This window comes from Streptomyces sp. AA1529 (assembly GCF_000280905.1).
Taxonomy (GTDB): Bacteria; Actinomycetota; Actinomycetes; order Streptomycetales; family Streptomycetaceae; genus Streptomyces.
The window spans coordinates 85,308-111,747 of sequence record NZ_ALAP01000023.1 but is presented as its reverse complement, the minus strand read 5'-3'; the positions used below and the strand labels follow the sequence as shown (position 1 = coordinate 111,747).

The 26,440-nt window shown below is 73.6% G+C and carries 25 protein-coding genes; 8 read left to right on the top strand and 17 right to left on the bottom strand.

Translation table 11 applies throughout. The features are described 5' to 3' along the window. Positions 1-88: 88 nt before the first annotated feature. A complete protein-coding gene (locus A949_RS0107655; protein WP_019355417.1) occupies positions 89-1,546 on the top strand; it encodes a sugar porter family MFS transporter in 1,458 nt (485 codons plus the stop codon). 36 nt (positions 1,547-1,582) lie between these two features. Here A949_RS0107655 and A949_RS0107650 read toward each other — a convergent pair whose 3' ends face one another. Both A949_RS0107650 and A949_RS32805 read right to left on the bottom strand, forming a co-directional pair. Next, on the bottom strand, positions 1,583-2,218 hold the full coding sequence (locus A949_RS0107650) for a transglycosylase SLT domain-containing protein (protein ID WP_019355416.1): 636 nt from the start codon (positions 2,216-2,218) through the stop codon (positions 1,583-1,585). Positions 2,219-2,239: 21 nt separating this feature from the next. Next, a complete protein-coding gene (locus A949_RS32805; protein ID WP_019355415.1) occupies positions 2,240-3,319 on the bottom strand; it encodes an MBL fold metallo-hydrolase in 1,080 nt (359 codons plus the stop codon). Between the two features lie 157 nt (positions 3,320-3,476). Between A949_RS32805 and A949_RS0107640 the strand changes: the two genes are divergently transcribed. Then, positions 3,477-4,358: a LysR family transcriptional regulator gene (locus A949_RS0107640; RefSeq protein ID WP_019355414.1), complete on the top strand. Its 882-nt coding sequence runs from the start codon at positions 3,477-3,479 to the stop codon at positions 4,356-4,358. Further along, positions 4,355-5,260, top strand: a complete 906-nt coding sequence (locus A949_RS0107635; RefSeq protein WP_019355413.1) for a serine hydrolase — start codon at positions 4,355-4,357, stop codon at positions 5,258-5,260. The genes A949_RS0107640 and A949_RS0107635 overlap by 4 nt, the downstream gene beginning before the upstream one ends. 75 nt (positions 5,261-5,335) lie before the next feature. On the opposite strand, the gene A949_RS32800 is transcribed toward A949_RS0107635, so the two are convergent. Together A949_RS32800 and A949_RS0107625 are read right to left on the bottom strand one after the other, a co-directional pair. Continuing rightward, positions 5,336-6,331: a SigB/SigF/SigG family RNA polymerase sigma factor gene (locus A949_RS32800; protein ID WP_019355412.1), complete on the bottom strand. Its 996-nt coding sequence runs from the start codon at positions 6,329-6,331 to the stop codon at positions 5,336-5,338. Positions 6,332-6,581: 250 nt separating this feature from the next. After that, positions 6,582-6,812: a DUF6480 family protein gene (locus A949_RS0107625; protein WP_019355411.1), complete on the bottom strand. Its 231-nt coding sequence runs from the start codon at positions 6,810-6,812 to the stop codon at positions 6,582-6,584. Positions 6,813-6,913: 101 nt separating this feature from the next. Between A949_RS0107625 and A949_RS0107620 the strand changes: the two genes are divergently transcribed. Further along, entirely contained in the window at positions 6,914-7,684 is a 771-nt protein-coding gene (locus tag A949_RS0107620) for an IclR family transcriptional regulator (protein WP_019355410.1), read from the top strand. 5 nt (positions 7,685-7,689) lie between these two features. Then, entirely contained in the window at positions 7,690-8,535 is an 846-nt protein-coding gene (locus tag A949_RS0107615; RefSeq protein ID WP_037705998.1) for an SMP-30/gluconolactonase/LRE family protein, read from the top strand. A 141-nt stretch (positions 8,536-8,676) separates the two neighbouring features. On the opposite strand, the gene mmsB is transcribed toward A949_RS0107615, so the two are convergent. The 10 genes from mmsB to map form a co-directional block, all read right to left on the bottom strand. Continuing rightward, the gene (gene mmsB, locus A949_RS0107610; RefSeq protein ID WP_019355408.1) at positions 8,677-9,906 is read right to left on the bottom strand and encodes a multiple monosaccharide ABC transporter permease; all 1,230 of its coding nucleotides are present in this window, start codon (positions 9,904-9,906) and stop codon (positions 8,677-8,679) included. Between the two features lie 8 nt (positions 9,907-9,914). Further along, entirely contained in the window at positions 9,915-11,495 is a 1,581-nt protein-coding gene (gene mmsA / locus A949_RS0107605; RefSeq protein ID WP_019355407.1) for a multiple monosaccharide ABC transporter ATP-binding protein, read from the bottom strand. Beyond that, positions 11,492-12,610, bottom strand: a complete 1,119-nt coding sequence (chvE, locus tag A949_RS0107600; RefSeq protein WP_019355406.1) for a multiple monosaccharide ABC transporter substrate-binding protein — start codon at positions 12,608-12,610, stop codon at positions 11,492-11,494. Before chvE ends, mmsA begins: the two co-directional genes overlap by 4 nt. Positions 12,611-12,612: 2 nt before the next feature. Then, complete coding sequence (locus A949_RS0107595) at positions 12,613-13,587, bottom strand: hypothetical protein (protein ID WP_019355405.1); 975 nt, start codon at positions 13,585-13,587, stop codon at positions 12,613-12,615. A 65-nt stretch (positions 13,588-13,652) separates the two neighbouring features. Further along, a complete protein-coding gene (locus A949_RS0107590; RefSeq protein WP_026004429.1) occupies positions 13,653-14,681 on the bottom strand; it encodes a zinc-dependent alcohol dehydrogenase in 1,029 nt (342 codons plus the stop codon). Then, entirely contained in the window at positions 14,678-15,844 is a 1,167-nt protein-coding gene (locus tag A949_RS0107585; RefSeq protein ID WP_019355403.1) for a mandelate racemase/muconate lactonizing enzyme family protein, read from the bottom strand. Before A949_RS0107585 ends, A949_RS0107590 begins: the two co-directional genes overlap by 4 nt. Before the next feature lie 194 nt (positions 15,845-16,038). Beyond that, positions 16,039-16,419, bottom strand: a complete 381-nt coding sequence (locus A949_RS0107580) for a DUF3662 domain-containing protein (RefSeq protein WP_019355402.1) — start codon at positions 16,417-16,419, stop codon at positions 16,039-16,041. Between the two features lie 175 nt (positions 16,420-16,594). Beyond that, the gene (locus tag A949_RS0107575; RefSeq protein WP_019355401.1) at positions 16,595-16,990 is read right to left on the bottom strand and encodes a DUF2795 domain-containing protein; all 396 of its coding nucleotides are present in this window, start codon (positions 16,988-16,990) and stop codon (positions 16,595-16,597) included. A gap of 10 nt (positions 16,991-17,000) precedes the next feature. Then, on the bottom strand, positions 17,001-17,765 hold the full coding sequence (locus A949_RS0107570) for a VOC family protein (RefSeq protein WP_019355400.1): 765 nt from the start codon (positions 17,763-17,765) through the stop codon (positions 17,001-17,003). Positions 17,766-17,981: 216 nt separating this feature from the next. Next, a complete protein-coding gene (map, locus tag A949_RS0107565; protein WP_019355399.1) occupies positions 17,982-18,749 on the bottom strand; it encodes a type I methionyl aminopeptidase in 768 nt (255 codons plus the stop codon). A gap of 60 nt (positions 18,750-18,809) precedes the next feature. Here map and A949_RS0107560 point away from each other — a divergent pair, with 60 nt between their 5' ends. From A949_RS0107560 to A949_RS0107550, 3 genes are all read left to right on the top strand, one after another. Next, entirely contained in the window at positions 18,810-19,085 is a 276-nt protein-coding gene (locus A949_RS0107560; RefSeq protein ID WP_027760963.1) for a helix-turn-helix domain-containing protein, read from the top strand. A 157-nt stretch (positions 19,086-19,242) separates the two neighbouring features. Beyond that, positions 19,243-19,884 carry a CatB-related O-acetyltransferase gene (locus tag A949_RS0107555; RefSeq protein WP_019355397.1) on the top strand — a complete coding sequence of 214 codons (642 nt, stop codon included), beginning with the start codon at positions 19,243-19,245 and terminating at the stop codon, positions 19,882-19,884. 322 nt (positions 19,885-20,206) lie between these two features. Continuing rightward, entirely contained in the window at positions 20,207-21,355 is a 1,149-nt protein-coding gene (locus A949_RS0107550) for a macrolide family glycosyltransferase (RefSeq protein WP_019355396.1), read from the top strand. A 90-nt stretch (positions 21,356-21,445) separates the two neighbouring features. On the opposite strand, the gene A949_RS0107545 is transcribed toward A949_RS0107550, so the two are convergent. From A949_RS0107545 to A949_RS0107535, 3 genes are read right to left on the bottom strand one after another with little or no spacing between them, the layout of a single operon-like run. Next, a complete protein-coding gene (locus A949_RS0107545; RefSeq protein ID WP_019355395.1) occupies positions 21,446-24,193 on the bottom strand; it encodes a hypothetical protein in 2,748 nt (915 codons plus the stop codon). Further along, a complete protein-coding gene (locus A949_RS0107540; RefSeq protein ID WP_019355394.1) occupies positions 24,190-25,374 on the bottom strand; it encodes a Gfo/Idh/MocA family protein in 1,185 nt (394 codons plus the stop codon). The genes A949_RS0107545 and A949_RS0107540 overlap by 4 nt, the downstream gene beginning before the upstream one ends. Next, positions 25,371-26,429, bottom strand: coding sequence for a sugar phosphate isomerase/epimerase family protein (locus A949_RS0107535; protein WP_019355393.1), 1,059 nt, complete (start codon positions 26,427-26,429; stop codon positions 25,371-25,373). The genes A949_RS0107540 and A949_RS0107535 overlap by 4 nt, the downstream gene beginning before the upstream one ends. Positions 26,430-26,440: the final 11 nt, after the last annotated feature.

Below are 26,440 nucleotides of genomic sequence, written 5' to 3'. Positions count from 1 at the left end.
CAAAGACGCCGCGCGGAGAATTGCTGAAGCTCCGGCGGCATTACCGAACAAGGCAGACTTGTCATGACGAAACGGATGGGAGACCGAGATGGCTGAGACGGCTGACGGCGCAGCGGCCGAAGCGTCCTCGGGGCACCACGGCAAGGCGGTGGGGATCTCCGTCGCCGCCGCGGTCGGCGGCTTTCTCTTCGGCTTCGACTCCTCCGTCATCAACGGCGCCGTCGACGCCCTCTCCGGCCACTTCCGGCTGGGCGCCTTCCTGTCCGGATTCGTCGTCTCCATCGCCTTGCTGGGCTGCGCGGTCGGCGCCTGGTACGCCGGACGGCTCGCCGACGGATGGGGGCGGCGGAGGGTGATGCTGCTCGGCTCGGGCCTGTTCGTCATCAGCTCCGCGGGCTCGGCATTCGCCTTCTCGGTACCCGACCTGCTGCTGTGGCGGGTGATCGGCGGGCTGGGCATCGGGATCGCCTCGGTGATCGCGCCCGCCTACATCTCCGAGGTGGCACCCGCCTCGGGGCGCGGCGCGCTCGGCTCGCTCCAGCAACTGGCCATCACGATCGGCCAGCTGGTGGTGCTCAGTTCCAACAAGGGCCTGGCCGGGGCCGCCGGAGGCGCCGCGAACGACCTGTGGTGGGGGCTGCCCGCCTGGCGCTGGATGTTCCTGGTCGGAGTCCTCCCGGCCACCGTCTACGGCGTGCTGGCGCTGCTGATCCCCGAGTCACCGCGCTATCTGGTGCTCACCGGCCGGGACGACCGGGCGGCCTCGGTGCTGGCCCGCGTCAGCGGCGAACGCGACCCGCGCGCCAAGATCACCGAGATCCGCGCCACCCTGCGCAAACAGCACCGCAGCAGCTTCGCGGACATCCGCGGCCCGCGGTTCGGACTGCATTCGCTGGTCTGGGCGGGCATCATCATGGCCGCCTTCCAGCAGCTGGTCGGCATCAACGCGATCTTCTACTACTCGACCACGCTGTGGAAATCGGTCGGCTTCAGCGAGTCGGACTCCTTCACCACCTCGGTGATCACGGCGGGCATCAATGTGCTGATGACGGTCGTGGCCATGCTGTTCATCGACCGGGCCGGGCGGCGCAGACTGCTGAGCATCGGGTCCGTCGGGATGTGCTGCGCCCTGGCGCTGACCGCCTTCGCCTTCTCGTATCAGCGGGGCAGCGGGAACGACGTGTCCCTCCCGTCCCCGTACGGGCCGCTGGCGCTGGTCGGCGCCAACGCCTTCGTGGTGTTCTTCGCCCTCTCCTGGGGCCCGATCATGTGGGTGATGCTGGCGGAGATGTTCCCCAACCGGATGCGGGCGATGGCCCTGGCCATCGGTACCGCCGCCAACTGGATCTTCAACTTCCTGGTCACCTTCTCCTTCGAGCCCATGACCCGCAAGGTGGGGCTCACCTGGCTCTACGGCGCGTTCGCCGGCTTCGCGCTGCTGTCCTTCGTCTTCGTCCGCACGAAGCTGCCGGAGACCAAGCGCCTCGAACTGGAGGAGATGACGGGCGAGACACACCGGCGCCGGCCCCGGAGCGCGTCGCCGTAGCCGCCGGGACCCGGCGGCGGACGAGCGGCCGGGCCGTCAGCGGGTGTACTCGGCCAGATACCGCTGGACGCGCTCCACATGCGGGCGCACCCGCGCCGGGACACCGCCGGCCTCGACGACGGTGCGGGAGCTGGTGCGGTAGCCGGCCGCCATCAGCGCGGGCAGTTCCCGCTGCATGCCGTTCTTCTTGTACTGCCGATCCAGCCAGCACACGTAGTCGGACATCGCCGAGATGGCGTCGGGCGGTGACATGTAGCTCTTGTCCCCGTCGTGGTCACCGTCCCTGGCCCACCCCTTGAAGACCGACGGCGTCCACATGGCGATCCCGTACTCGTCGGTCCCCGGCCGCCTGGCGTCCGCGTCGAAACCGCTCTCCGCCTTCAGCATGGCCGCGAGGAAGGCGGGGGTGACCTCGTCCTCGGAGCACTGGAGCGCCGCCCTGGTGAGGACGGGACGCAGCGCGCGGGGCACGTCCGAGTCCGCGGGGACGGCCCCGGAGACCCGCGCCGAGGGGGGACCGCCGTCGGCAGCGGCCGGGTCCTCGCCGGTCCGCAGCAGCGCGAACGCCCCCGCCGCCAGCGGCACGGCGGCGACGGCCGCCGCCAGGAGGGCGAGGCGGCGCCGCGGGCGGCCCGTACCGGGCCCGCCGGGCCCCCGCGCACCGCGCGGCACCGGGGCCCGGTGGGCGCGGCGTCAGAGTTCGAACTGCTCCAGGTGGCGGGGGGACACCACGCGGCTGTGGGAACCCGCGGCCTTGCGGAGCCGGTCGACCGCGGCCCGGTCGGCCGTCCCGTGCACCGCGGGGTCGTCCAGTGGCGTGACCAGGTCGTCGTGGTGGCTGGGGACGATGACGCGGGGCCTGCCCAGCGTTTCGACGGCGCGCTCGAAGTAGTCGTGCACGGCGGCGTGCCCGCTGGCGCCGAGGACCAGGACGTCGGGCCGGGCGCCGGAGACCTCGCGGGCCGCGAAGTTGGCCGTGCCGCTCAGGAACATGACGCTCAGCCGGTCGCCGACGGTCACCTGGTAGCCGAGCGTGCCGCCTTCCACCAGGTCGTTCAGGGTCCGGGGCCGGGCCGGGGGCGCGGTCAGGGTGCCGTAGGGGTCGAAGCCGTAGCCGCCGACCTGGCTGTGCAGGCTGCGCACCACCTCGACGGTGTAGTCGGGGCGGGATTGCTTGCCGGGTGGCATCAGGGGGTGGCGCAGCACCTCGCCGCCGGAGACCACCGCGGGCCGGTGCTTGCGCCCCTTGCCCGGGACTCCCATGGCGGTGAGCAGGTGCAGATGGGTCTCCGAGCCGAGGACGGTGATCTCCGCTTCCCGCCAGGCCGGGTGTTCGAGCAGGTAGGGGACGTCGGCGAGGTGGTCCCAGTGGCCATGGGTGAGCAGCAGGAACTCGGGGGCGCCGGTGAGGTGTTCGCGCAGCACCCGGTCGATGATGCGGTGGTCCACCTCCAGCTTCCGGGTCATGTCGGGCTTGCCGTCGGCACCGGTGAAGCCCTGGCGGGTGAGGTAGGGGTCGATCACCACGCGGTGTCCGTCGAAGGTCATCTCCCAGCCCGCGATGCCCAGCCAGCGCAGCCGTACCCCGCTGTTCCCCGGGCGGCTGCGGCGGGCCGCGGGGCGGGCGGCGGTCGCCCGGTCGCCGGAGAAGGCGTCGGCCGCGGAGGCGGCGGCGATCCCCGTGCCGCCGACGGCTCCGGCGGCGATGCCGGTGCGCAGCACGCCGCGGCGGCTCGGGCGCCGGGGGACGGCTGCGGGCTGCTGATCGGACATGGGTGGCTCCTCGGTCTGGGGTCGTGCGGGCTTCCCGCGCCGGTGGCCGGACCGGGCTCGGGAGCAGGGAGTCAAACCCAGGGGACACCTGGTGTCGAATACACTCTCGACCGGAAAGCGATTCATTCGGCATATCACCGCAGGCCATGGGGGGCGCATGCTGACGGAGCGGCATCTGGAGATCTTCGTCGCGCTCGCCGAGGAGGAGCACTTCGGCGATGCCGCGCAGCGCGTGGGCATCACCCAGCCGCCGCTTTCGCAGGCACTGCGGCGACTGGAGGCGCTGCTGGGAGTGCGGCTGTTCGACCGGGGGCGCGCGGTGTCCCTGACGCCGGAGGGCGCGCTGCTGCTCCCGCACGCGCGCCGCGCGCTCACCGCGCTGGCCGAACTGCGGGAGACCGGAGCGCGGGAGCACGCGGACGGGCAGCGCCTCCGGCTCGGACTGCCGCCCGAACTGCCGCCTCCGCTGGGCGCCGCGCTCGCCGCGGCCCCGGGCCGGGCCGGGGCCGGCGGCCGGGTCTCGGTACTGACCGCGCCGACGGCAGCCCTGCTGGCGGACGTCTCCGCCGGACGGCTGGATCTGGCCGTGGTGCGCCATCCCGCCGTGCTGCACGGGCTGGCCGCGGGGCCGGTGGCGCTGCTGCCGACCTGGCTGCTGGCCCCCGGCGGCACCGACGGCGCGGCGGCCGCCGGCCGGTTGCCCTACGCCGTGCGTCCGCGGGCCGAGGCGCCCGCCGCCCACGACCTGTTCCTGGACACCCTCGCGGGGCGGGGACGACGGGTGGAGACGGTGGTCGTCTCGGACGAGCGTGCCGGACTCGCCCTGGCGGCCGCCGGGCAGGCCGTGCTGGTCACCGCGGACTCCGGGCTGCGGGCCGACGGTGTCGTGCGGCAGCGGACCACCGCGCCGGCGCTGCCGCTGCGGCTGCGCGTGGTGTGGGACGCCCGGCGGCTGGCCGCGGCCGGCGCGGACGAAGCGGCCGACGTGCTGGTGGCGGCGCTGGCCACCGGCACGACGGTCGGCGAGGGCACACGATGAGCGCGGCCCCGGGCAAGGGCGTGGAGCGCACGCTGCGCGGGATGTTCGACGACGCCGGGGTGCGCGGCTGGCTCCACGTGGCCGAACTGCACCGTCCCGCGGCCCGGGTGACGGTCGACGCGGACGGCCTCGCGCTGATGGGGTCGGTCTACAAGCTGCCGCTCATGGTGGCCTACTGCCGGCAGGTGGACGCGGGCGCTCTCGACCCGCGGCAGCGCCTCACACTGCCCGCCGGGGACCGGCTTCCCGGGCCGACCGGTCTCTCGCTGCTGCGGGACGAGGTGTCGATGTCGCTGCGCGACCTGGTCGTCATGATGATGAGCATCTCGGACAACGCGGCGGCCGACGCCGTGCTGCGGCAGGTCGGCACCGCGGCGGTCGAGGAGACCTGCGCGGCACTCGGCCTGCACCGCACCCGGTTGGACGGCGGTGCCGCCGGGTCGCTGGCGCGGCTGCTCGCGGAGACCGGCGCGGAGTCGGTGGAGGCGGCTCTCTCCAGGATCGCCGACAACGACCGGGCGGTGCCGCCGGGCGTCTACGACCCCGCGTGGGCGGCCGCGACCACCCCTGCGGAACTGGCCGTACTGCTGCGCGCCGTCTGGCTGGACGAGGCCGCCTCCCCCGGCAGTTGCGCCTTCATGCGCGCCACGCTGGGACTCCAGCCCTGGCAGCACCGGCTCGCGGCGGGATTCCCCTACGACGAGGTGGCGGTGTACGGCAAGACGGGGACGTTCGGCGCGATGCGGCACGAGGCCGGAGTGGTCGAACTCGCCGACGGGCGCGGATACACGGCTGTCGTCTTCACCCAGGCGGCCCGCGCCGACCGCCGGCTGCCCCGCGCGGACGCGGTCATCGGTGCCGCGGCCCGCACCGCTGTCGAGCACCTGCGGAGCGCTGGGTAGCACCGGCGCGGGCAGCGCCCGGCCACCGGGCGGCCGGGCGCGGGGCGAGGAAGCCCGGCAAAGACGCGGGACGGCTCAGGCGGCGGCGCGCGGCGGGTGGGCGTTGCCGTCCTCGTCCTCGCGCTCCTCGATCTCCTCGCGCACCCGGCGGCAGGCCGCCGCGAGCAGGCGGGAGACGTGCATCTGCGAGACGCCCAGCCGGCGGGCGATCTGCGACTGCGTGAGCTCGCGGAAGAAGCGCAGATACAGCAGGCGCTGCTCCCGCTCGGGGAGCCGGCACAGACAGGAGCGGACCGCCTCGCGGTCGACGACGTGGTCGTAGCCGCCCTCGTCCGAGCTGAGGGTGTCCATCAGGCAGATCGCCCCGTCTCCGCCGTCGCCTCCGCCGCCGGACTCGGCGGCGACAGGCGCGTCCAGGGAGAGCGAGTTGAAGCACTGGAGGGCTTCCATCCCGGTGAGGATGTCCTCCTCGGAGAGGCCGCTGTGGGCCGCCAGTTCGGCGACGGTCGGCGATCGCCCGGACGAGGTCAGCTCCAGCTCCCGGAGGCTCGCGCGGACGCGGTTGCGCAGGTCCTGGACGCGGCGCGGGACGTGGATCTCCCACATGTTGTCCCGGAAGTGGCGCTTGAGCTCACCGTAGATGGTGGGGATGGCGAAGGTCTCGAAGGCGTTGCCCCGGGCGGGGTCGTAGCGCTCGACGGACTTGACCAGCGCGAGCGCGGCGACCTGCTCGAGATCCTCCAGCGACTCGCCGCGGTTGCGGAACTTGCGGGCCAACCGGTGTGCCATCGGCAGCCACGCCGTGACCACGCAGTCCTGGAGCCGGCGGCGCTCGGGGCAGTCCTCCGGCAGTTCCGCCAGCGCGGCGAAGTCGGCCGCGGTGTCGGGCGCGTCGTGATGGGTACGACGGGTGGTGCGGGACGGGGCGGACGGGTCGGCCTCGTCCGGAGCGGTCCCGTCCGGAGCGGCCCGGGACGCGGCGTCGGCGGCCCGGAAGGGGTTGCTCGCGCCCTCGTCCGGGGCAGCGGCGACGCTGTCGTCCTCGGTGGTGCGGATCTGCGTGGTCTTCATGGACTGCTCACTCCCACGTCGCACATGGGTGCCGCGCAAGGCAGGCGGGAAGCGACCCCCAGTCCGCTCCCGGGCGGGATCTGTGCCGGTGCCGCCGTGTTCCCAGCGGCCCGATTTCACCGTGACACACACCACGCCGCACGGCATCTTCGCAGGTCACACCCGAATGCGCGGGGTGGGCACCGGTCGACGCACGGTGGCCACCGGGTCGGCTCGGGGTGCGGGCGCGGCCGGCGGGGCGAGCGGAGGGTTACTGCAACTCGACCAGGTAGCCCACGAAGAACAGCAGCACGGCGACGACGACGAGGGTGATGAGCACGACCGGCACGACGCTCCAGCCGGTGGCGGGGTTGTGCTTCTCGAAGGGACCGGACTCCGATGTGCTGCCCTCCGCCGGCGGTGTCTCGCCCGGCGGCACCTCGCCGCCGGGCTCCAGACCGGTGGTGGTGTCCGGATCGGGGTCAGGGTTGGCGTAGCTCATGGCTCCCGAGTGGACCGGCACAACCCCTCGTACACCTCACCCGCGCCCGATAAGATGTTCGGAGAGACGATCATTCGTCGATATTTCGAACAGGAGGGGCCATGGGACGGCTCGTGCCCGCGGTGACCAGGGCGCTGGACATTCTGGAGCTGTTCCTGGAGCGGGACGGCCCGCTCTCGGCACCCGACATCGTGCGCGGGCTGGGCCTGCCCCGCACCACCGTGCACGAGCTGGTCGGCACCCTGACGGCCCGCTCCTACCTGGTGCCGGTGCCCGGCCGGGCGGGCCACTACCGGCTGGGGGTGCGCGCCTACCAGCTCGGCAGCCGGTACGCCGAACAGCTCGACCTCGCGGCCGAGGGGCAGCAGGTGGCCCGCTCGGTGGCCGAGAGCTGCCAGGAGACGGTGCATGTCGCGATCCTGGAGGACACCGACGTCATCTACGTCGCGAAGGTGGACTCCACCCAGGCCGTGCGCATGGTCTCGGCCGCGGGCCGCCGGCTGCCCGCGCACTGCACCGCCGTCGGCAAGATGCTGCTCGCCTCGCTGCCCGCCGAGGAGCTCGCCGCGCGGCTGCCCGACGGGGCCGGGCTGCGTGCCATGACACCTCGCAGCGTCACCGACGTGGCGGCGCTGTGGAAGGAACTGGAGCAGGTCGCCGAGCGCGGGTTCGCCGTCGAGGAGAGCGAGTCGAACCCCGATGTGAGCTGCGTGGCCGCGCCCGTCCGCGACCGCTCGGGCCGGGTGGTGGCGGCGCTGTCGGTCTCGGTGCCGCTGATCCGCTGGAACCGGGAGCGGCGGGACGAGCTCGCGGAGCTGGCCCGGCGCGGCGCCGGGCGGCTGTCGGAGCGGCTGGGACACCCGAGGCGGTGACCGGGATGCGAGCCGAGACCGCCGTGCCCGCGGCCGCCGTGCTCGGCGAGGGGCCGACCTGGGACGCGGCCGCCGGGCGGCTGATCTGGGTGGACATCCTCGCCTCCCGGGTGCACACCTTCGACCCCGCGACCGGCAGGCGCACGGTGCTGGCCACCGAGCAGCACGTGGGTGCGGCCAAGCCGCGCGCGGGCGGCGGGCTGGTCGTCAACCTGCGGGACGGGATCGGGCTGTACGACGCGGACGGCCGCTTCCGCTGGCTGCGTCACCAGGCGGTGCCCGGCCGCCGGGGCAACGACGCGGCCGTCGCACCCGACGGTGCGCTGTGGGCGGGCACGATGCGCTACGACGAGGCGCCGGGCGGCGGCACCCTGGAGCGGTTCGCGCCGGACGGCCGGGTCCGCACCGTGCTGGACGGCGTCACCGTCTCCAACGGAACCGGCTGGAGTCCCGACGGGCGGCGGCTGTACTACATCGACAGCCCCACCCGGCGCCTCGACGTCTTCGACGTCCGGGAGGACGGGCTGCCCGCCGGCCGGCGCCCGCTGGCGGAGGTCGAGCCGGGCGCGGGCCACCCGGACGGACTGACCGTGGACGCGGACGGGTGCGTGTGGGTGGCGCTGTGGGACGGGGGCGCGGTGCGGCGCTACACGCCCCGGGGGGTGCTGGACCGGGTGGTGCAACTGCCGGTGCGGCGGCCCACCGCCTGCGCCTTCGGCGGTCCCGGGCTCCGCGATCTGTACATCACCACGGCCCGCGCCGGGCTCGCCGCACCCCGCCGGCCGGCCGGTGCGCTGCTGGTCCTCCGCGACGCGGGGCAGGGACTGTGCGGGCCGCCCTTCGCCGGGTGAGCCCCACCGGGTGAGCCCCCGCCGCCGGGCCCGGGGCCTGCCGTCGCCGCGCGCGGACGCACGACGGCGGCAGCCGCCGGCACCGCCCCGGCCGGACGCCCGGGCCGGTGCCGGGCGTCCGGTCCGCTCCCGGCGTCGCTCTCAGCGTCCGGCCCGGCGCTTGTTCCAGACGTCGAATCCGACCGCGGCCAACAGCACCAGCCCCTTGATGACCTGCTGGTAGTCGGTACCGATCCCGACCAGGGACATGCCGTTGTTGAGCACGCCGAGGACGAGTCCGCCGATGACCGCTCCCACCACGGTGCCGACGCCGCCGCTCATCGAGGCGCCGCCGATGAAGGACGCGGCGATGGCCTCCAGTTCGAAGTTGAGGCCGGCCTGCGGGGTGCCGGAGTTGAGGCGGGCGGCATAGACGCACCCGGCCAGCGCGGCGAGGACGCCCATGTTGACGAAGACGAGGAAGGTGACGCGCTGGTCCTTGACGCCCGAGAGCTTGGCGGCGGCCTTGTTGCCGCCGAGCGCGTAGACGTGCCGGCCGACGACGGCGTTGCGCATCACGTAGCCGAGCCCGATCAGCAGCGCGCACATCACCAGCATCACCACGGGCACCCCGTGGAAGCTGGCGAGCGTCAGCGTGAAGGCGAGCACGGCGGCGACCAGGGCCACGCACTTGGCGACCCACAGCGTGGTGGGCAGCACCTCCAGTTCGTACCGCAGCTGCCGCCTGCGGTCGCGCCGCTCGCGCAGCAGCAGGAGGACGATGGCGACCAGCCCGATCACCAGCGTGGGGTTGTGGTACTGCGTGTAGGGGCCCATCTCCGGGATGAAGCCCTTGGCGAGGTTCTGGAAGCCGGTGGGGAAGGGCGAGAGGGACTGGCCGCCCAGCACGATCTGGGTCAGTCCGCGGAAGAGCAGCATCCCGGCGAGCGTCACGATGAAGGACGGGATGCCGACATAGGCGATGAAGAAGCCCTGCCATGCTCCGGCGACGGCACCGATCAGCAGCGACAGGATCAGCGCCGGGACCCACGGCATGCCGTGCTCGACCATCATCACCGCGGCCATGGCGCCGACGAAGGCCACCAGCGAGCCGACGGAGAGGTCGATGTGGCCGGCGATGATGACGATCATCATGCCCATGGCCAGGATGAGGATGTAGCCGTTCTGCTGGATCAGGTTGGAGACGTTGTTCGGCAGCAGCAGCGTGCCGTCCGTCCATATCTGGAACAGCACGATGATCAGGACGAGCGCCGTGAGCATGCCGTACTGCCGCATGTGGCCGCGTACGTTCTCCAGCAGCAGGGAAGCCGCCGACCGGGCGGCTCCCTGCGCGGCGGGCGGGGCGTCGGTGGGATCGGTCGTGGTGGTCATGGCGGGCCTCAGCTTCTGTTCCGGGTCATGTGGCGCATCAGGACCTCCTGGGTGGCGTCCGCACGGGCGACCTCGGCCGTGAGCCGGCCCTCGGCCATGGTGTAGACGCGGTCGCACATCCCCAGCAGTTCGGGCAGTTCGGAGGAGATGAAGAGCACGGCCTTGCCCTGTGCGGCGAGTTCGTCGATGACGGTGTAGATCTCGTACTTGGCGCCCACGTCGATCCCCCGGGTCGGCTCGTCGAGGATCAGCACCTCGGGGTCGGCGTGGATCCACTTGCCGAGCACGACCTTCTGCTGGTTGCCGCCGGAGAGCCGGCCGACCTGCTCGTGCACGGTGGGCGCCTTGATGTTCATGGAGGTGCGGTAGCGCTCGGCGACGGAGCTCTCCCGGTGCTCGTCGACCACGCCGTGCCGGGCCAGCCCGCTCAGCGAGGCCAGCGAGATGTTGCGGTTGATGGTGTCGATGAGGTTGAGGCCGTACTGCTTGCGGTCCTCGGTGACATAGGCCAGGCCCGCACCGATCGCGGCGGGGACGGTCCTGGTGCGCACCTCGCGGCCGTCGATCCGCACCGTGCCGGACTCGTAGCGCCCGTAGGAGCGGCCGAAGACGGACATCGCCAGCTCGGTGCGGCCCGCGCCCATCAGCCCGGCCAGCCCGACGATCTCACCGCGGCGCACCGACAGGGACACGTCGTCGACGACCTTGCGCTGCTGGTCGACGGGGTGCCGTACGGTCCACCCGGACACCTCCAGCGCGGTGCTGTGCTCGCCGCCGTACCGGGTGCGCTCCGGGAAGCGGTGGTCGAGATCGCGGCCGACCATGCCCCGGATGATGCGGTCCTCGGACAGCTCGGGGGCGTCGTCGGGGTGCGCGCGCACCGGGAGCGTCTCGATCGTGCGGCCGTCGCGCAGGATGGTGACGGTGTCGGCGATCCGGCGGATCTCGCCCAGCTTGTGCGAGATGACGATGCTGGCGATGCCCTGTTCGCGCAGCTCCCGGATGAGGGCCAGCAGGGTGGCGCTGTCCTCGTCGTTGAGCGCGGCGGTGGGCTCGTCCAGGATGAGCAGCTCCACCTCCTTGGACAGCGCCTTGGCGATCTCCACCAGTTGCTGCTTGCCGACGCCGAGGTCGGCGACGGGAGTCTGCGGGTTCTCCCGCAGACCCACTCTCCGCAGCAGCTCCGCCGCCTGCCGCATGGTGGCGCCCCAGTCCACGAACCCGCGCCCGGCGCACTGCTCGTTGCCGAGGAAGATGTTCTCGGCGATGGACAGGAAGGGCACCAGCGCCAGTTCCTGGTGGATGATGACGATGCCGCACTGCTCGCTGGCGCGGACGTCCTTGAAGGCGACCGGCTCGCCCCGGAAGCTGATCCGACCCTGGTAACTGCCGTGCGGGTGCACCCCGCTGAGCACCTTCATCAGCGTCGACTTGCCCGCGCCGTTCTCCCCGCAGACGGCGTGGATCTCCCCGGGGCGCACGGTCAGGTTCACCTCGCTGAGTGCCGTGACGCCCGGGAAGGTCTTGGTGATCTCCCGCATCTCCAGGACGGGGCGGTCCCGGCCGGTGTCGCCGCCGGCCGCGCTCACTTGAGCTGCCCCGCGGTGAAGTAGCCCTCGTCGACCAGGAGCTGGGTGTTCGACTTGTCGACGGAGACCGGTTTGAGCAGGTAGGCGGGTACGACCTTCTTGCCGTTGTCGTAGTCGGTGGTGTTGTTGACCTCGACCTTCTTGTCGTTGAGCAGCGCGTCACCCATCCGCACGGCCTGCTTGGCCAGCTTGCGGGTGTCCTTGAAGACGGTCTGGGTCTGCTCCCCGGCCACGATGGACTTCACCGAGGCCAGCTCGGCGTCCTGGCCGGTGACCACGGGCAGCGGATGGCGTTTGCTGCCGTAGCCGGCGCTCTTGAGCGCGGAGATGATGCCGATGGAGATGCCGTCGTAGGGCGAGAGGACCGCGTCCACGTCGGTGCTGCCGTAGTTCTTGCTGATCAGGTCGTCCATCCGCTTCTGCGCCGTGCCGCCGTCCCAGCGCAGGGTGGTCGCCTGGTTCATCTTCGTCTGCTCGCTGCGCACCACCAGTTGTCCGGTCTTCAGGAAGGGCCGCAGCTTCTTCAGCGCGCCGTTCCAGAAGTACTTGGTGTTGTTGTCGTCCGGGGAGCCGGCGAACAGCTCGATGGTGTAGTGCTTGTCGGCGTCCTCGTCCGGTTTCTCCAGTCCGAGCCGGTCGAGGATGTACTGGCCCTGGAGTTCGCCGACGCGCTCGTTGTCGAAGGACGCGTAGTAGTCCACGTTCTTCGTGCCGAGGATGAGCCGGTCGTAGGAGATGACCGGAATATGGGCGTCGGCGGCCCGTTTGAGGACATTGGTGAGGGCCGAGCCGTCGATGGCGGCGACGACCAGCAGCCGGTGCCCCTTGGTGATCATGTTCTCGATCTGGGCGACCTGGTTCTCGACCTTGTCGTCCCCGTACTGCAGATCGGTCTTGTACCCGGCCTTGCGGAACTGCTCGGCCATGTTCCTGCCGTCGGCTATCCACCGCTCGGACGACTTGGTGGGCATGGCCAGGCCGATCGTGCCGCCCTTGCCCTTGTCCGGCTGGTAGCGGCTGCCGCCGCGTGCTTCCTGGCCGCAGGAGGCCAGGGCGGTGACGAGCGCGGCGGCCAGTACCGCGGAGACGGCGGTACGGCGTCTGCGGGTGCGCATCTTCAGTTCCCTTCGGACTCGGTGTGCTCGAAGCGGTGCAGCGGCCCCGGCAGCCGGGAGCCGAGCGGGGACATGCCGTCCGCCGCGCCGTGCCGGGCCAGCAGGTCCAGGGCGAGCCGGCCGCGGCGCACCCGCTCGCGCGCCGTGTCCAGCACGGCGGCACGCAGCTGCCGCCCGGACGGGTAGACGCCGGGCGCCCTGGCCAGCCCGAACTTCAGGTAGAGCGGGGCGCCGCGCCGGATCAGCTCGGCCAGTTCGTACATCCGTACGTAGCCGCCCAGGTCGTCGGGGGCCTCGATGTACATGTCCATCGGCGCCCCGCTGACCCGCCGGATCTCGGTGAGGTGGTCGGGCGTCAGATCGCTGGGCACGTTCAGCGAGTCGGCGCCGAGCCGCTCGTAGACCGCATACGAAGCGGGGTTGACCGGCCCGATCAGCGCCGAGACCTTCAGCGTGGTGCCCGCGGGCAGGATGCCGGCGGCGCGGGCCCGGTGCAGCGTCCACAGCACCCCCTCGTCGGCGACGAGCAGGCAGCGCACCCCCAGTCCGGTGGCGCGCACCGCGTCCTCCACGCACCCGGCGAGCGCACTGTGGCCGCGGGCCCGCAGCCCGGCGCCGCCGGAGTCGGTGCGGGTGGCGGCTCCGGTGTCCCAGGTGCCGCGCGGGCCGGTGAACAGGCACAGCTCGATGTCGCGTTCGGCGCACGCCTGGACCATCTCGGTGATCTCGGCGTCGGTGAGCATCCAGATGCCACTGCCCTGGCTGATGCGGTGCAGCGGCACGTCGAGCCGGGCCGACTCGGCCAGGACGACGGCCAGCGCCTCGGGTCCCTCGCAGGAGGGCACCTCGGTGCGCCACCGGCCGCCGTCGGGGAAGGCGTGCGGGGAGGTGTCGACGGGTTCGGGCGGGGAGGGGGGCAACTCCAGGGCGGTGAGCGCGGGTTCGCCCGGCAGTCGGGGTGCGGTGCTGGTGGTCACGGGGCTCCTTCGGTACGGGGCGGGTGGCCGTGCGGGGAGGGAGAGCGTGCGGGGGGGGGAGGGCGTCAGGGGTGCAGCAGCACCTTGCCGACCGCGGGATCGCCGTCGGCGACGAGAGCGACGGCCTGCTCGAACTCATCCACCGGCAGCCGGTGGGTGACCAGCGGCAGCGGATCCAGCAGTCCGCGGGCGAAGGCACGCACCGCGTGCACCCAGGCGGCGGGCGGGGCACCGAAGACGGTGTCCACCCGCAGCGCGCCCAGGACGAGCGCGGCGGGGTCGAGTTCCGCGGCCCCGGCGGGCGGGATCCCGGTGAGCACCAGCCGTCCGCCGCGGCGCAGCAGCCCGGCCGCCTGCCGCGCCGCACCGGGGACCCCCGCCGCCTCGACCACGATGTCGTAGCCGCCGAGCCCGGCGGTCTCCCGGTGGTGCCGGTAGCCGGTGGCGCCGAACCCGGCGGCGAGCTCCGCGCGTCCGGGGCGGGCACCGGTCAGCAGCAGTTCGGCGGGCGAGCCCGCGGCCAGCAGCCGGACCGCGAGCAGCCCCAGGGTGCCGTCCCCGACGACGGCCACCCGGTCCCCGGCGCGGACGCCGGCACGCAGCGCGGCGGCCGCGGCGCAGGCGGCGGGCTCCAGCAGGGCCGCGGCCGTCAGATCGGCGTCGTCCGGCAGAGTGTGCAGCAGCCGGGCCGGGAGGGTGAGGGTGGGAGCCATGGCACCGGGCTCGGTGAAGCCGGTCTCGGCGTACCCGGCGGTGCACAGCGTGGACGCGCCGGTGCGGCAGCGGTCGCACAGCTGGCAGTTGCGGAACCCCTCCCCCACCGTCTTGCGGCCCACGAGCGTGCCGGGCACCCCGTCGCCGACCGCTTCGACGGTGCCCGACCACTCGTGACCGGGCGTCACCGGATAGCGCGCGTACGGCGCGGGGCGGTTGCCCTGGTGCAGCTCGCGGTCGCTGCCGCAGATCCCGGCGGCGTGCACCCGGACCCGTGCCTCGCCGGGACCGGGCGGGCGCGGGGTGTGCGGGACGAGGCGGACGGTGCCGGGTGCCTCCAGGACGACGGCGCGGCCGTCGCCGACGGTCCCGGCGGTCACCGGCCGGCGCCGCTCGGGTCGCGGGTCTCCCAGCCCTCGGCCCACAGGTCGAAGTGGGCGCGCTGCTGGGGGAACTCCGCGGCCGCGTCGGTGTCCAGCTCCACGCCCAGGCCCGGCTCCCGGGAGAGCGGGAAGCAGCCGGTCGCGGGGTCCACCTCGGGGGCGCCCCTGACCACTTTCCTGATCTCGGCGTCGGCGAAGTCGTTGAAGTGCTCCAGCACCTTGAAGTTGGGTGTGGCGAAGCCGACCTGGAGGCTGGCGGCGGTCAGCACCGGGCCGCCGACGTTGTGCGGCGCCACCAGCGTGTAGTGGGTCTCGGCCGTGGCGGCCAGCTTGCGGGTCTCGGCGATGCCGCCGAGGTGTCCGAGGTCCGGCTGGACGATGTCGGCGGCCTGGCTCTCGAACAGCTCGCGGAACTCGATCCGGTCGTGGATGCGTTCACCCGTGGCCACCGGCATCTCCACCTTGTCCGCGACCTTGGCGAGCGCCTTGAGGTTCTCCGGCGGCACCGGCTCCTCCAGCCACGCGGGCCGGAACGGCGCCATCTCGCGGGCGAGCCGGACGGCGGTGGCGGGCGCGAACCGGCCGTGCATCTCCAGCATGAGTTCCGCCTCGGGGCCGATGGCGTCGCGCACCGCCTCGATGAGGGAGACCGCGTACCGCGTCTCGGCGTGGGAGAGTTCCAGGTGGCCGGTGCCGAACGGGTCGATCTTCAGGGCGCGGTAGCCGCGCGCCATGACGTCCCGGGCCGCACGGTGGTAGGCGTCGGGTGTGCGTTCGGTGGTGTACCAGCCGTTGGCGTACGCGGGGACGGCCTCGGTGACGTTCCCGCCCAGCAGTTGCCACACGGGCACGCCCAGCGCCTTGCCCTTGATGTCCCAGCAGGCGGTCTCCACGCAGGCGATGCCGGACATCACGATCTCGCCCGCGCGCCCGTAGTCCCCGTACTTCATCCGCCGGACCAGGTCCTCCGTGCGGAAGGGGTCGGAGCCGCTGATGTGGTTGACCTCGGCCTCTCGCAGGTAGCCGAGCAGCGCTTCGGTGCGGCCCAGCATCCGGGTCTCTCCGACCCCGGTGAGTCCTTCGTCGGTGTGGACCTGGACATAGGTCAGGTTCCGCCAAGGCGTCCCGACCACGTGGGTACTGATACCGGTGATGCGCACGAGAACCGCTCCTGAAGTCGTCCGCCATGTTCGACATTTCGACACGTGTTCGAAATAGCGATGTGACACTAAGGAGGGCCCAGGGGGGTGTCAATGGTCGGAACGAGCTTTTCTGCGCGATCTGTTGAGTGAGCGTGATCGGCTTTGTTGCCCGCTGTGCGGTGTCCTCGCGCGCGGTCCGGGAACGCGCGCGGTCAGGAGCGCGGGGTGATACTGCTGTGCACCCGGTAGCGCGGCGGCTCCTGCCCCGCGCGCGGCGGACACAGCCGGACGGCGACCGGGCCCGCGAAGCTGAAGCGCCGCTCGGCGGCGTGCCGCCGCACCTCGGACGCGAGCCGCTCACCGACCGGCCCCGCCTGGCCGGCCAGCCGCGCGTAGCTCTCGGAGGGCAGTTCCAGCTCGAAGGCGTTGGGCACCACCGTGCGGCCCCGGCCCACGATGACCGCCTTCGCCTCGCACTCGCGGCGCAGCACCTCCAGCACCTCGACCGGCTCCTCGGCGCCGCGCGCGAACAGCCGCCACAAGGAGTCGGAGAAGCGCTCCATCCTGCTCTCGACCTCACGGAAGAACGTCATCGCTGCCCGATTCCCCCTTCGCGCCCGAGCATGTCCCCCCGATCAGGTGATTCGGAGCGCCTCGACGGGAACGCACGTGCGGGCAGGGTCGCCCGGTCGTCGTGCAGCGCACGGACGGGCAGACAGGCGCCGCCCGGGGCGGGCACCGACCGGCGCCGGCCCCGGGCCGGGAGGCTCAGCCGCGGCGCGACTCGGTGTGCAGACCGAGGGCCTGGGCCAGCTCCTGCACGTTGCGGAAGCGGGTGTCGGCGGGGAGACCCGCGGCCATGTCCACGAGCCGGTCCGGGGCGTGCTCGGCGCGCAGCGCGTCCAGCACCTCCGCGCGCCCGGTCGGGTACAGATGCCGGCCCAGGTACTGGGCGATCTCCGAGCGCAGCTCGACGTCGCGGGGCGTCATCCCGGCAGGGGTGCCGCCGGTCCGCAGGGCCTGCGGGTCCCGGAAGGGCTCGGGCTGGTCCTCGCCCGAGGGCTCCATCTCCCGCCCTTCCTCGCGGTTGGAACGCAGCTCGCCGCGGAGCCGCTTCTTGGCCTCGTCGTCCTGGATCGGTCCGTTCTTGTCGTTCTCCTGCATGGTGTGCTCCTTACGCGCTGAGCAGACAGAAGGAGGCTCCCTTGGGATCGCGGAGCGTCGCGGTCCGCCCCAGGGGTCCGGCCCGGGGCGGGGTGGCGACGGTGCCGCCTTCCCGTTCCGCGGCACTCAGCGCCGCGTCCAGGTCGGGTACCCGGAAGTACGGCTCCCACCGCGCCCGGATGGCCGGATCGGGCGGCGCCTCCAGGGCGCCGCCGCGCAGCCCGGCCACCGGGGCGCCGTCGACCCGTACGACGATCTCGTCGTACTGCTCCTCGTAGGTGACCCCGTGGCTCGGGTCGGCCATCCAGTCGAAGATCTCTCCGTAGAAGACGGCGGCGGCGAAGGCGTCGGAGGTGTGCAACTGGAGCCAGGCGGGCGCGGGGCCGGACCCCACCCACCAGGAGGCGGGCCCGTCGCCCTGCCACAGGCCGAACGGCGCGCCCCACCGGTCGGCCGCGATGACGGCACGGCCGCCTCCCGCGCGCAGCGGGCCGACCGCGACGGTCGCACCCCGCTCGGCGATGCGTTCGGCGACCACGTCGGCGTCCTCGACCTGGAAGTACACCGTCCAGCGCTCGGCTTCCGGTCCGGCGCCGGGGGCGAGCTGGTTGATCCCGGCGACCGGCTGACCGGCCACCGTGGCGATCCGCCGGTCGGGCCCCGCGTCCGAGGTGACGAAGGTCCAGCTCAGCACCGGCCCGTAGAACTCCTCGGCGGCCCGTTGATCAGGGGCCATCAGACTCACCCAGCAGGGCACTCCGCCGACCGCAGCCATGTGTCCGCCTTCCCGCCGCGTGGGGCATCGCGCGTGCTCCACTCAGGGTACATACGGCTGCGTAGCAGGCATAACGGACACTTTGGTGAAGGCGCGCCCACCGCGCCGCATCCCGCGGCAGAGGCCGATCGGACCCCTTCCCGGAGTCGCACCCGGGAGAGCCGGTACGCCGGTACGCGCCGGTACGCACGGATCTCCGCACGGACCGTACCGGCGTCACGGCAGGGTGAGGATGCGGGGCCCCTGGTCGGTGACGGCGACGGTGTGTTCGACATGGGCGGCCCGGCTGCCGTCGGTGGTCAGCAGCGTCCAGCCGTCGGCCCCGGTGCGGTAGGCGTTCCGTCCACCCGCCATGAACATGGGTTCGATGGCGAGCACCAGGCCGTGGCGGAGCGGGAAGCCGCGGCCGGGACGGCCCCGGTTGGGCACATGGGGGTCCTCGTGCATGCTGCGGCCGATGCCGTGGCCACCGAAGTCGGCGGGCATGCCGCAGCCGGCCTGCCGGGCGACGGCGTCGACGGCGTGCGAGATGTCGCCGAGGCGGCCGCCGGCCCGCGCGGCGCCGATCCCGGCATCCAGAGCCCGGCGGGTGGCGTCGATCAGCTCACGGTCCGCGGGGCGCGGGGTGCCGACGGTGAAGCTGACGGCCGCGTCACCGGTCCAGCCGTCGAGCCGGGCGCCGCAGTCGAGGCTCACCAGGTCGCCGTCGCGCAGCCGGTAGTCGGTGGGGACGCCGTGCACCACGGCGTCGTTCACGGAGACGCAGAGCACGGCCGGGAAGGGTGTCGGCGCGAAGGAGGGCCGGTACCCCAGGAACGGGGAGTCCGCTCCCGCCTCGGCCAGCACCGTTCGGGCCGCCTCGTCCAGCTCCCGCAGGGACACCCCGATCCCGGCCGCCTCCCGGGCCGCGGCCAGGGCGCGAGCCACCACCCGCCCGGCCTCCCGCATCGCATCCATCGCGGCGTCGGTCTTGATCTCCACCATGTGCTGCGTCTCCCCGCCTCACCACTACCCAATACTTATACCGGTATTAGTATCACAGTCATGGTGAGGACTCCTTTGACCCCGGAGGAACGGGAACGCGGCGAGCGGTTCGGCCTGCTGCTGCGTCAGGCGCGCGGCAGCAGGAGCATGACGGAGGTTGCCGCCGCCGCGGGCGTCTCCGCCGAGACGCTGCGCAAGATCGAGACCGGCAGGGCGCCCACCCCGGCCTTCTTCACCATCGCGGCCCTGGCCTCGGCCCTGCAGGTGTCCCTGGACACGCTGGCCGCGGGCTGTACGCCGGATCCGGAACAGGAGGAGGCGGCGCTCTCCGCCTGACGGCGGCGCCCCGCACACGCGCCCTCCGGGGCCCTGAGCACCGTTCACGCAGGTGACAGCGGCGACAGCGGCGACAGCTGACCCTGAACCGGTGGCTCGGGGCAGCAGGGGTCCGCGATCATGAACCGACCGCCGCCTCCGCCGAAGGACCACGCCCATGCCTGTGCCCGCCGATCCGACCGTGCTCCACCCGATGCCCGGGCAGCCGCGGGTGGTGCTGCTCAAACCGCTGGTGACGTCCCCGCTGATCGAGGTCGGCGAGTACTCCTACTACGACGACCCGGACGATCCGACCGCGTTCGAGACGCGCAACGTGCTGTACCACTACGGCCCGGAGAAGCTCGTCATCGGCAAGTTCTGCGCACTGGGCACCGGCGTGCGGTTCCTGATGAACGGCGCCAACCACCGCATGGACGGCCCCTCGACCTTCCCCTTCCCCACCATGGGCGGTGCGTGGGCGGAGCACTTCGACCTGCTCACCGGGCTGCCCAGCCGGGGCGACACCGTCGTCGGCAACGACGTCTGGTTCGGCCACGGCACGACGGTGCTGCCCGGGGTGCGGATCGGACACGGCGCGATCATCGGCTCCGGCGCCGTGGTCACCCAGGACGTACCCGACTACGGAATCGTGGGCGGCAACCCGGCCCGGCTCCTGCGCACCCGGTACAGCCCCGAGGAGGTCGCCCGGCTGCTCGCGGTGGCCTGGTGGGACTGGCCAGCGGAGCACCTCACCGCTCAGCTGCGGACGGTCATGTCGGGCAGCGTCGCCGAGCTGGAGGCCGCCGCCCCGCGGACGTGACGCTCCCGCGGCTCCGTCGCCCCCGCACGCCACTCGGCGCCCCGCCCGGCCGCCCGGCTCCACGCGCGGCGCCGGGAGGCGGCGCCCCGGCGAAAAGGGGATGCCCGCGGGCCGGGGCGGGACTACAGTCCCGCGCATGTACTTCTGCGCTCAGATCTACGGCTGACACGGCCGGGGCAACGCCCCGCCGCTCCCCGGCACGCCCCTGTGCGCGCCCCGTCCGGTACCGCCGGGCAGGCCGGCGCGCGGGCCTGCCGTGTCCTGTCCGCCGCAGATCTGAAGTGAGTGATCACCCTTGTCCCGTCGCCGTGCCCATATCGCGATGGTGGGCATCCCCGCCGTCAGCCACGTCCTGCCCAGCCTCGAGGTCATCCGCGAACTGGTGGCCCGCGGCCACCGCGTGACCTACGCCAACGACCCGGCGGTGGCCGCCATGACGGCGGCCACCGGAGCCGAACCGGTCGTCTGCACCTCCACGCTGCCGGTCGCCGACAACAACTGGCCCGAGGATCCCATCGCCGCGATGGACCTCTTCCTCGACAACGCCGTACAGGCGCTGCCCCGGCTGCAGGCCGCCTACCGCCATGATCCGGCGGACCTGTATCTGTACGACATCGGCGGCTACGCCGCCCGCGCGCTGGCCGAAGCGCAGAACCGGCCGCTGATGCAGCTCTCCCCGACCTTCGTGGCCTGGGACGGCTACGAACAGGAGATCGGTGCGCAGCTGCGCCGGTTGCCGGGCGCGGCAGCGCACCGGGCCAAGTTCGCCCGGTGGCTGGCCGGCTGCGGCGCCACCACCACCGATGTGGACGCCTTCGCCGGCTCGCCCCCGCGCGCCCTGGCGCTGATCACCCCGGCGATGCAGCCGCACGCCGACCGGGTCGACTCCCGCCGGGTGGACTTCGTCGGTCCCTGCTTCGACCCGGCTGCGTCCGCCGACCGGTGGACCCGGCCGGCGGACGCGGAGAGCGTGCTGCTGGTCTCCCTGGGCTCGGCCTGCACCCGGCGACCGGAGTTCTACCGCCGGTGCCTGGCGGCCTACGGCGACCTGCCCGGGTGGCATGTCGTCCTCCAGATCGGCAAGTACACCGACCCGCGGGAACTCGGCGCCGTCCCCGCCAACGTCGAGGTGCACCCCTGGGTGCCGCAGCGGGCGATCCTGGAGCAGGCGGACGCCTTCGTCACCCACGCCGGGATGGGCGGCTGCGGAGAAGGGCTGCTGGCGGGCGTCCCGATGATCGCGGTGCCGCAGGCCACCGACCAGTTCATGAACGCCGACCGGCTGGTGGAACTGGGCGTGGCCCGCCGGCTGGACACCCCGGAGGCGACCGCCGAGGCGCTGCGCACGGCGCTGCACGAACTGGTCACCGACCCGGAGGTCGCCCGCCGTTCGGCACTGCTGCGCGCGCAGGCACGGGCCGCGGGCGGCACCGCGCGCGCCGCCGACCTCGTCGAGGAGATGCTGGACTGATCCCGCCTGCGGCCGGGCACCGGGGTGCGCCCCGGTGCCCGGCCGCCCCCCGTCCCGGTGCCCCGGCCGTCCTGGGCGATCCGGGCGTCCTCAGCGCTCCAGCAGGAAGGTGGCGATCTCCCAGGGGCGCAGCCGCACGGCGACGGACTCGTCCGCCACGGACAGTTCGCCCTGCCCGACCGGCCGGCCGAGCAGATCGCAGCGCCGCGCGTACCGCAGCCCCGGCAGCGCGAGCCGGGCCGGCACCGGGTGCGGGACCTCGGCGACGACGCGGACCTCCAACCGCCCCTCGCGCTCCCGCACCGCGCTCAGCACCACGCCTTCACCGGCGAGGGTGAGCCCGTGCCCCGCGCCGGGCAGCGGGGTGGCGGCGGGCGCGGTGCCGGGCAGCGCGGTGAAGGGGTGCCGGAAGGACTCGGCGGCGGTGTGCACCCCCGACTCGTGCCACTCGCCCGGGTACGGCAGCACACCGAACGTCACCGTCCGCGGGCCGCGGCACTGCGCCTGCGGGGTGGCGAACTCGCCGCCCGCGGGCTCGTCGCGCCACACATGGCGGTTGCGGGACATCATGCCGGTCGGCCGCAGCAGGGTCAGCGCCAGCTCGCGGCCCCCGTCCACCAGTTCGTACTCGGTGGCGTGCTCCAGCAGCACGGCCGCACCGCCCGCCGCGACGAAGGCGGCGGCCGGGAAGGTCGGCAGCGGCTCCTCGCCGAAGCCGCCCTCCGCGGTCAGGCCCCGCTCGACCACGGCGAACTGGCCCTCCGCGTGCGAGGAACGGGCGCGGCGGGGCAACGGGACGTGCAGCCGGACGCGGTGGTCCTCGCTGCGGTTGTCGAAGGAGACCCGCAGCCGCACGAACCGCTCGCCGGACCGCAGTTCGACGCGGGTGAGCACGGTCGTCGGCTCGGTGGCGGCGGTGCGGCCGTCGGCGGCGACGTCACCGGCCGCGGGCCAGGAGTAGCGGCGCTCGATCTCGTACGCGCCGAGCAGCGGGCCCTCGGCGAGCCGGCGGATGGTGACCTCGGTGGGCCGGTCCACCAGCACGTCGTGCCGGGGCGGTGCGTAGTTGTAGGTGTCGCCCAGGTCGCCGCCGTCCACCACCCGGCCCAGGCCGGTCAGTTCGCTCCCGTCCGCGGTCCGCACGGTGCAGGTGCCGTCCTCGGCGGGCTCCACGGTGAGCAGTCCGTTGGTGAGGGCGCCGTCCGCCGCGCGCACCGGGTGCGCGGGCTCGGGCGCCGCGCCCGGTGCGGCGCGCACGGCCGTGTGGCCCAGCGCCGGTGCCGGGACCGCCGCGACGATCCGCTGCCGGGGCTCGGCCTCGATGACCACCCGCCAGTCGCCTTCCGGCCGCGCGGCGGACAGCGCGTCCCGGACCTCGGCGACGTCGAATCCGGCCTCGCTCCTGCGGGCGACGGTGAAGTGCAGCAGCCGCTCGGCGGGGTCGAGGTGCCAGGAGGTGATCTCCTGTCCGTAGAGCTCGCTGCCGTGCACCCGCGCCAGCACGGTGGGCAGCCGGTCGGCCGGAACGGTGTCGTCGGCCAGCAGCGTGGGCGCTTCGGCCGTCCGCTGGGCGGGGAGGACGGTGCCGTCCGCGGCGGTCAGGTGCACGGGGCCGTCGCCCGCCACGTCCAGCTCCACCAGGTCGGTGCGGGGCGTGGGCGTCGGGTTGAGCAGCAGATGCGCATCGTGCGGTACCTGCGAGGTCAGCCGCTTGCCGACCATGTCCCGTACCGCCAGGCCCAGTTGTTCGGCCTCCGCGATGCGTGCCGCGACCTGCTGCGCGGTCTCGTCGCAGCCGCAGCCGGTGACGGAGTCGTGGCAGGAGACCTCGATCAGGCGGTGCCAGGCCATCTCCAGGAAGCGCTGTGCCGTCTCGTCGAGCCACAGCGCGGCGGGGGGCTCGGCGTACCGCTCCACGGCGCGTTCGGCACGGGCCATGGCCTGCTTGAGCGGGGCGCGCGCGGAGAGGACGCCGGGCAGGATGTTGGCCCGCGCGTGGCTGCGCAGTTCGCCGTGCACGGCCCGCAGGCCCGCCGTGCCGGTGGGCTGCGCGGCGAAGTACTCGGCCATGGTCGCCAGCCGTAGCCGGACCCCGCCCTCGGCCGGCTGCCGCCGGTTGTGCCGCTCCAGCAGGTCGGCCAGATCCGCGGCGGGTGCGGTGTGGTCCGAGCCGTACATCGCCAGCATCGGGGAGCCGTCCGGGCGCCAGGCGCGGAGCGCCTCCGCGACGGCGCCGGCCCGCTCCGCGACCCGCGCCGGGTCGTCGAACAGGCCCGCCGCGCTGCCGTATCCGCCCGCGGCCAGGTACTCGGTGCGGACGGCCGTGCCGTCGGGCGCGGTCCAGGCGAAGACGTGGCTGTCCACGGAGGCCGGGACGCCGCGCCACACGCAGGCGTGTTCGAGCCCGGCTCCGCGCAGGATCTGCGGCATCTGGGCGCAGTGCCCGAACATGTCGGGCAGATAGCCGACGGGAAGCGAACCGCCCAGCTCCTGGCTGCGGCGCAGCCCGAGTTCGAGGTTGCGGACGATGTTCTCGCCGGAGCAGAGGAACTCGTCCAGCAGGATCTGCCACGGCCCGACGGACAGCCGGCCCGCGGAGACCAGCGCCGCCAGCTGTGCGCGCCGCTCGGGCCGGACCTCGAGGTAGTCGTCGACCGCGACGGCCTGCCCGTCGAGGGTGAAGCGCTGGCGCGGGTCGTTCTCCATGCGCTCCAGCACCGCGTCCAGCAGGCCGATGAGCTGGAGGCGGAACTGCTGGAAGGGCAGATACCACTCGCGGTCCCAGTGGGTGTGCGGCACGATGACGAGTTCGTCCGTGCCCGGCTGTGTGACGCTCATGCGGTTGCTGCCTCTCCGTCGCAGGGGAGCCGGTGGTGGGCCGCGTACGCCGCGACGGCGCGCTGCGCGGTGGTCAGGTCGGCCAGCGCGCCCTCGGTCCCGGTACGCGGCGGGGTGCCCTCGGTGACCATCGTGTGGAAGGCGGCCAGCTCCTCCTCGAACGCCTCGGTCACCGAGCGGTGTTCGGCGCGCCGCTCGGTGTGCGGCCCCTCCCCGGGGGCGGTGGAGGTCTCGGTCAGCACGGTCGGCGCGTTCATCAGATACGGCGAGGGGAAGGCCAGTTCCAGGGTGCCGCTCTCGTGGTGGACGGTGAAGGTCTCCCGGTAGGCGGCGTGCCCGGGCAGGAAGTGCCAGCGGATCGCGTAGCGGGCGCCGCCGGGCAGCCGCCCCGACAGTTCGACGGAGCCGGGGCCCTCGGCGGAGGCGCCCCACATGGCGGCCAGGTCGACGGTCTCGGGGGCGCCGGCCGCGGTCCGCAGCAACGACAGGTCGTGGCTGATGGAGCCGATGACGATGTGGTAGAGCGAGCGCATTTCCGGGGTGGCGGCGCTGCCGAGCGCCGTATCGGTGAGCGCGTCGTCCCGGGCGGTGAGCGCGGCCAGTTCCGCCGGGTCCGCGTCGCCGCCGGGCGCGGGCAGCCGGGCGAAGGCGAGCTGGTCGGGTCCGGTGGGGTGCAGGACGCACACCTCGGCGGACCGGACGCGGGAGGGCCCGCCGGCCTCCGCGAGCAGCGCCGCCAGCCTGCGGGCGGCCGGGTCGTACTGCTTCATGTAGCCGACCATCAGCCGCGGGCCGCGCTGCTGGGCGCGTTCGGCGTCGGCGATCCGGGCCGCCTCGGCCCGGGTGAAGGCGAGCGGCTTCTCGCACAGGACGGCGTGCCCGGCGCGCAGCGCGGCCTCGGCGGCCGGACCGTGCGAGCCGGAGGTCAGCAGCACGACGGCGTCGAATCCGCCGTCGGCCAGCAGTGCCTCGGTGCTCGTGTGCCGGTGCCCGGGCGGTACGCCGTACCTGTCCCCGAGCTCCGCGAGGGCGCTCGGGGACAGGTCGCACAGCGCGGTGATCTCGAACAGTTCGCGGCGCCGTTCCAGCAGCGGCAGATGTGCGGTGCGTGCGATGGCCCCGAGCCCGGCGACGGCGATGCGCAGTGGCCGGCCGGCGGGCGTGGCGGTGGCGGGGGTCATGGGTGCGGCCTTTCCTGACGGAGCGGTTCGGGCGGTGTCCGGTGCGGTCCCCCGGGCGGCGGATCGCGCAGCAGGCTGCGGAGCAGTGCGCTGTTCGCCTTCTGCTGCGCGGCGAGGGCGCCCTGGTCCGCTTCCCGGCCCCGGTCGTGGTCCGCACTCCGGTCCCGGTCCTGGTTCCGGTCCTGGTTCCGGTTCCGGTCCGTAGGAGGGGCGTCCTGCTCGACGACCAGCCAGCCGCCGTAGTCCGCCGCGCGCAGCGCCGCCAGGACGGCGGGGAGGTCGATGTCGCCCTCGCCGAGTGCGGGGAACCCGCCGGCGGCGACCACCGCCCACAGGTCCCCGCCGGCGCGGCGGACCCGTTCGTGCACGGCACGGTCCGCGTCCTTGAGGTGCACCTGGCGGATCCGGGGCCCGAACTCGGCCACCGCCGCCACCGGATCGCCGCCGGCCAGCCACCAGTGCCCGGTGTCCAGGCACAGCGAGACATCGGTGCGGGAGAGCAGCAGGCGTGTCTCCGCGGGGGTTTCCACCGCGGTGCCCAGGTGCGGGTGGAAGACGGGCTCCAGTCCGCGCTCCCGGCACCGGTCAGCGGCCCGCTGCACATCCGCGGCGAAGCCCTCCCACTCCTGGTCCGGACGGCCCGGACCGTCCGGACCGTCCGCGGGCAGCCGGTCCGGGCCGTAGGGCACGCCCGGGGCCGCGAAGCGCTCCGGGTCGGCGGGGCAGGCCAGGGTGGGGCGCGGCGCGAAGAGCGCGTCGTCGACCGGGACGGCGGTGAAGGCGTCCAGCGCCCGGTCGAGGGCGCGCAGGTCGGCGGCGAACGCGGCGGGCTCCGCGCCGTAGCGCAGATCGGCCCAGCCGCCCGCGAGGGAGAGGCCGTGCCGGGCGAGGCGGCCGGCCAGCGCCTCCCCCTCGCCGAGGTAGCCGAGCGGGCCGCTGTCGGTACCCCGGTAGCCGTGGTCGCGGAAGGCGGCCAGCAGACGGTCCGGCGGGAGCGGGTGGTCGGGACGGTATATCCCGTACGAGACGGGGGCGTTGGCGATGCGGACGCGCATGGATCCCTTTC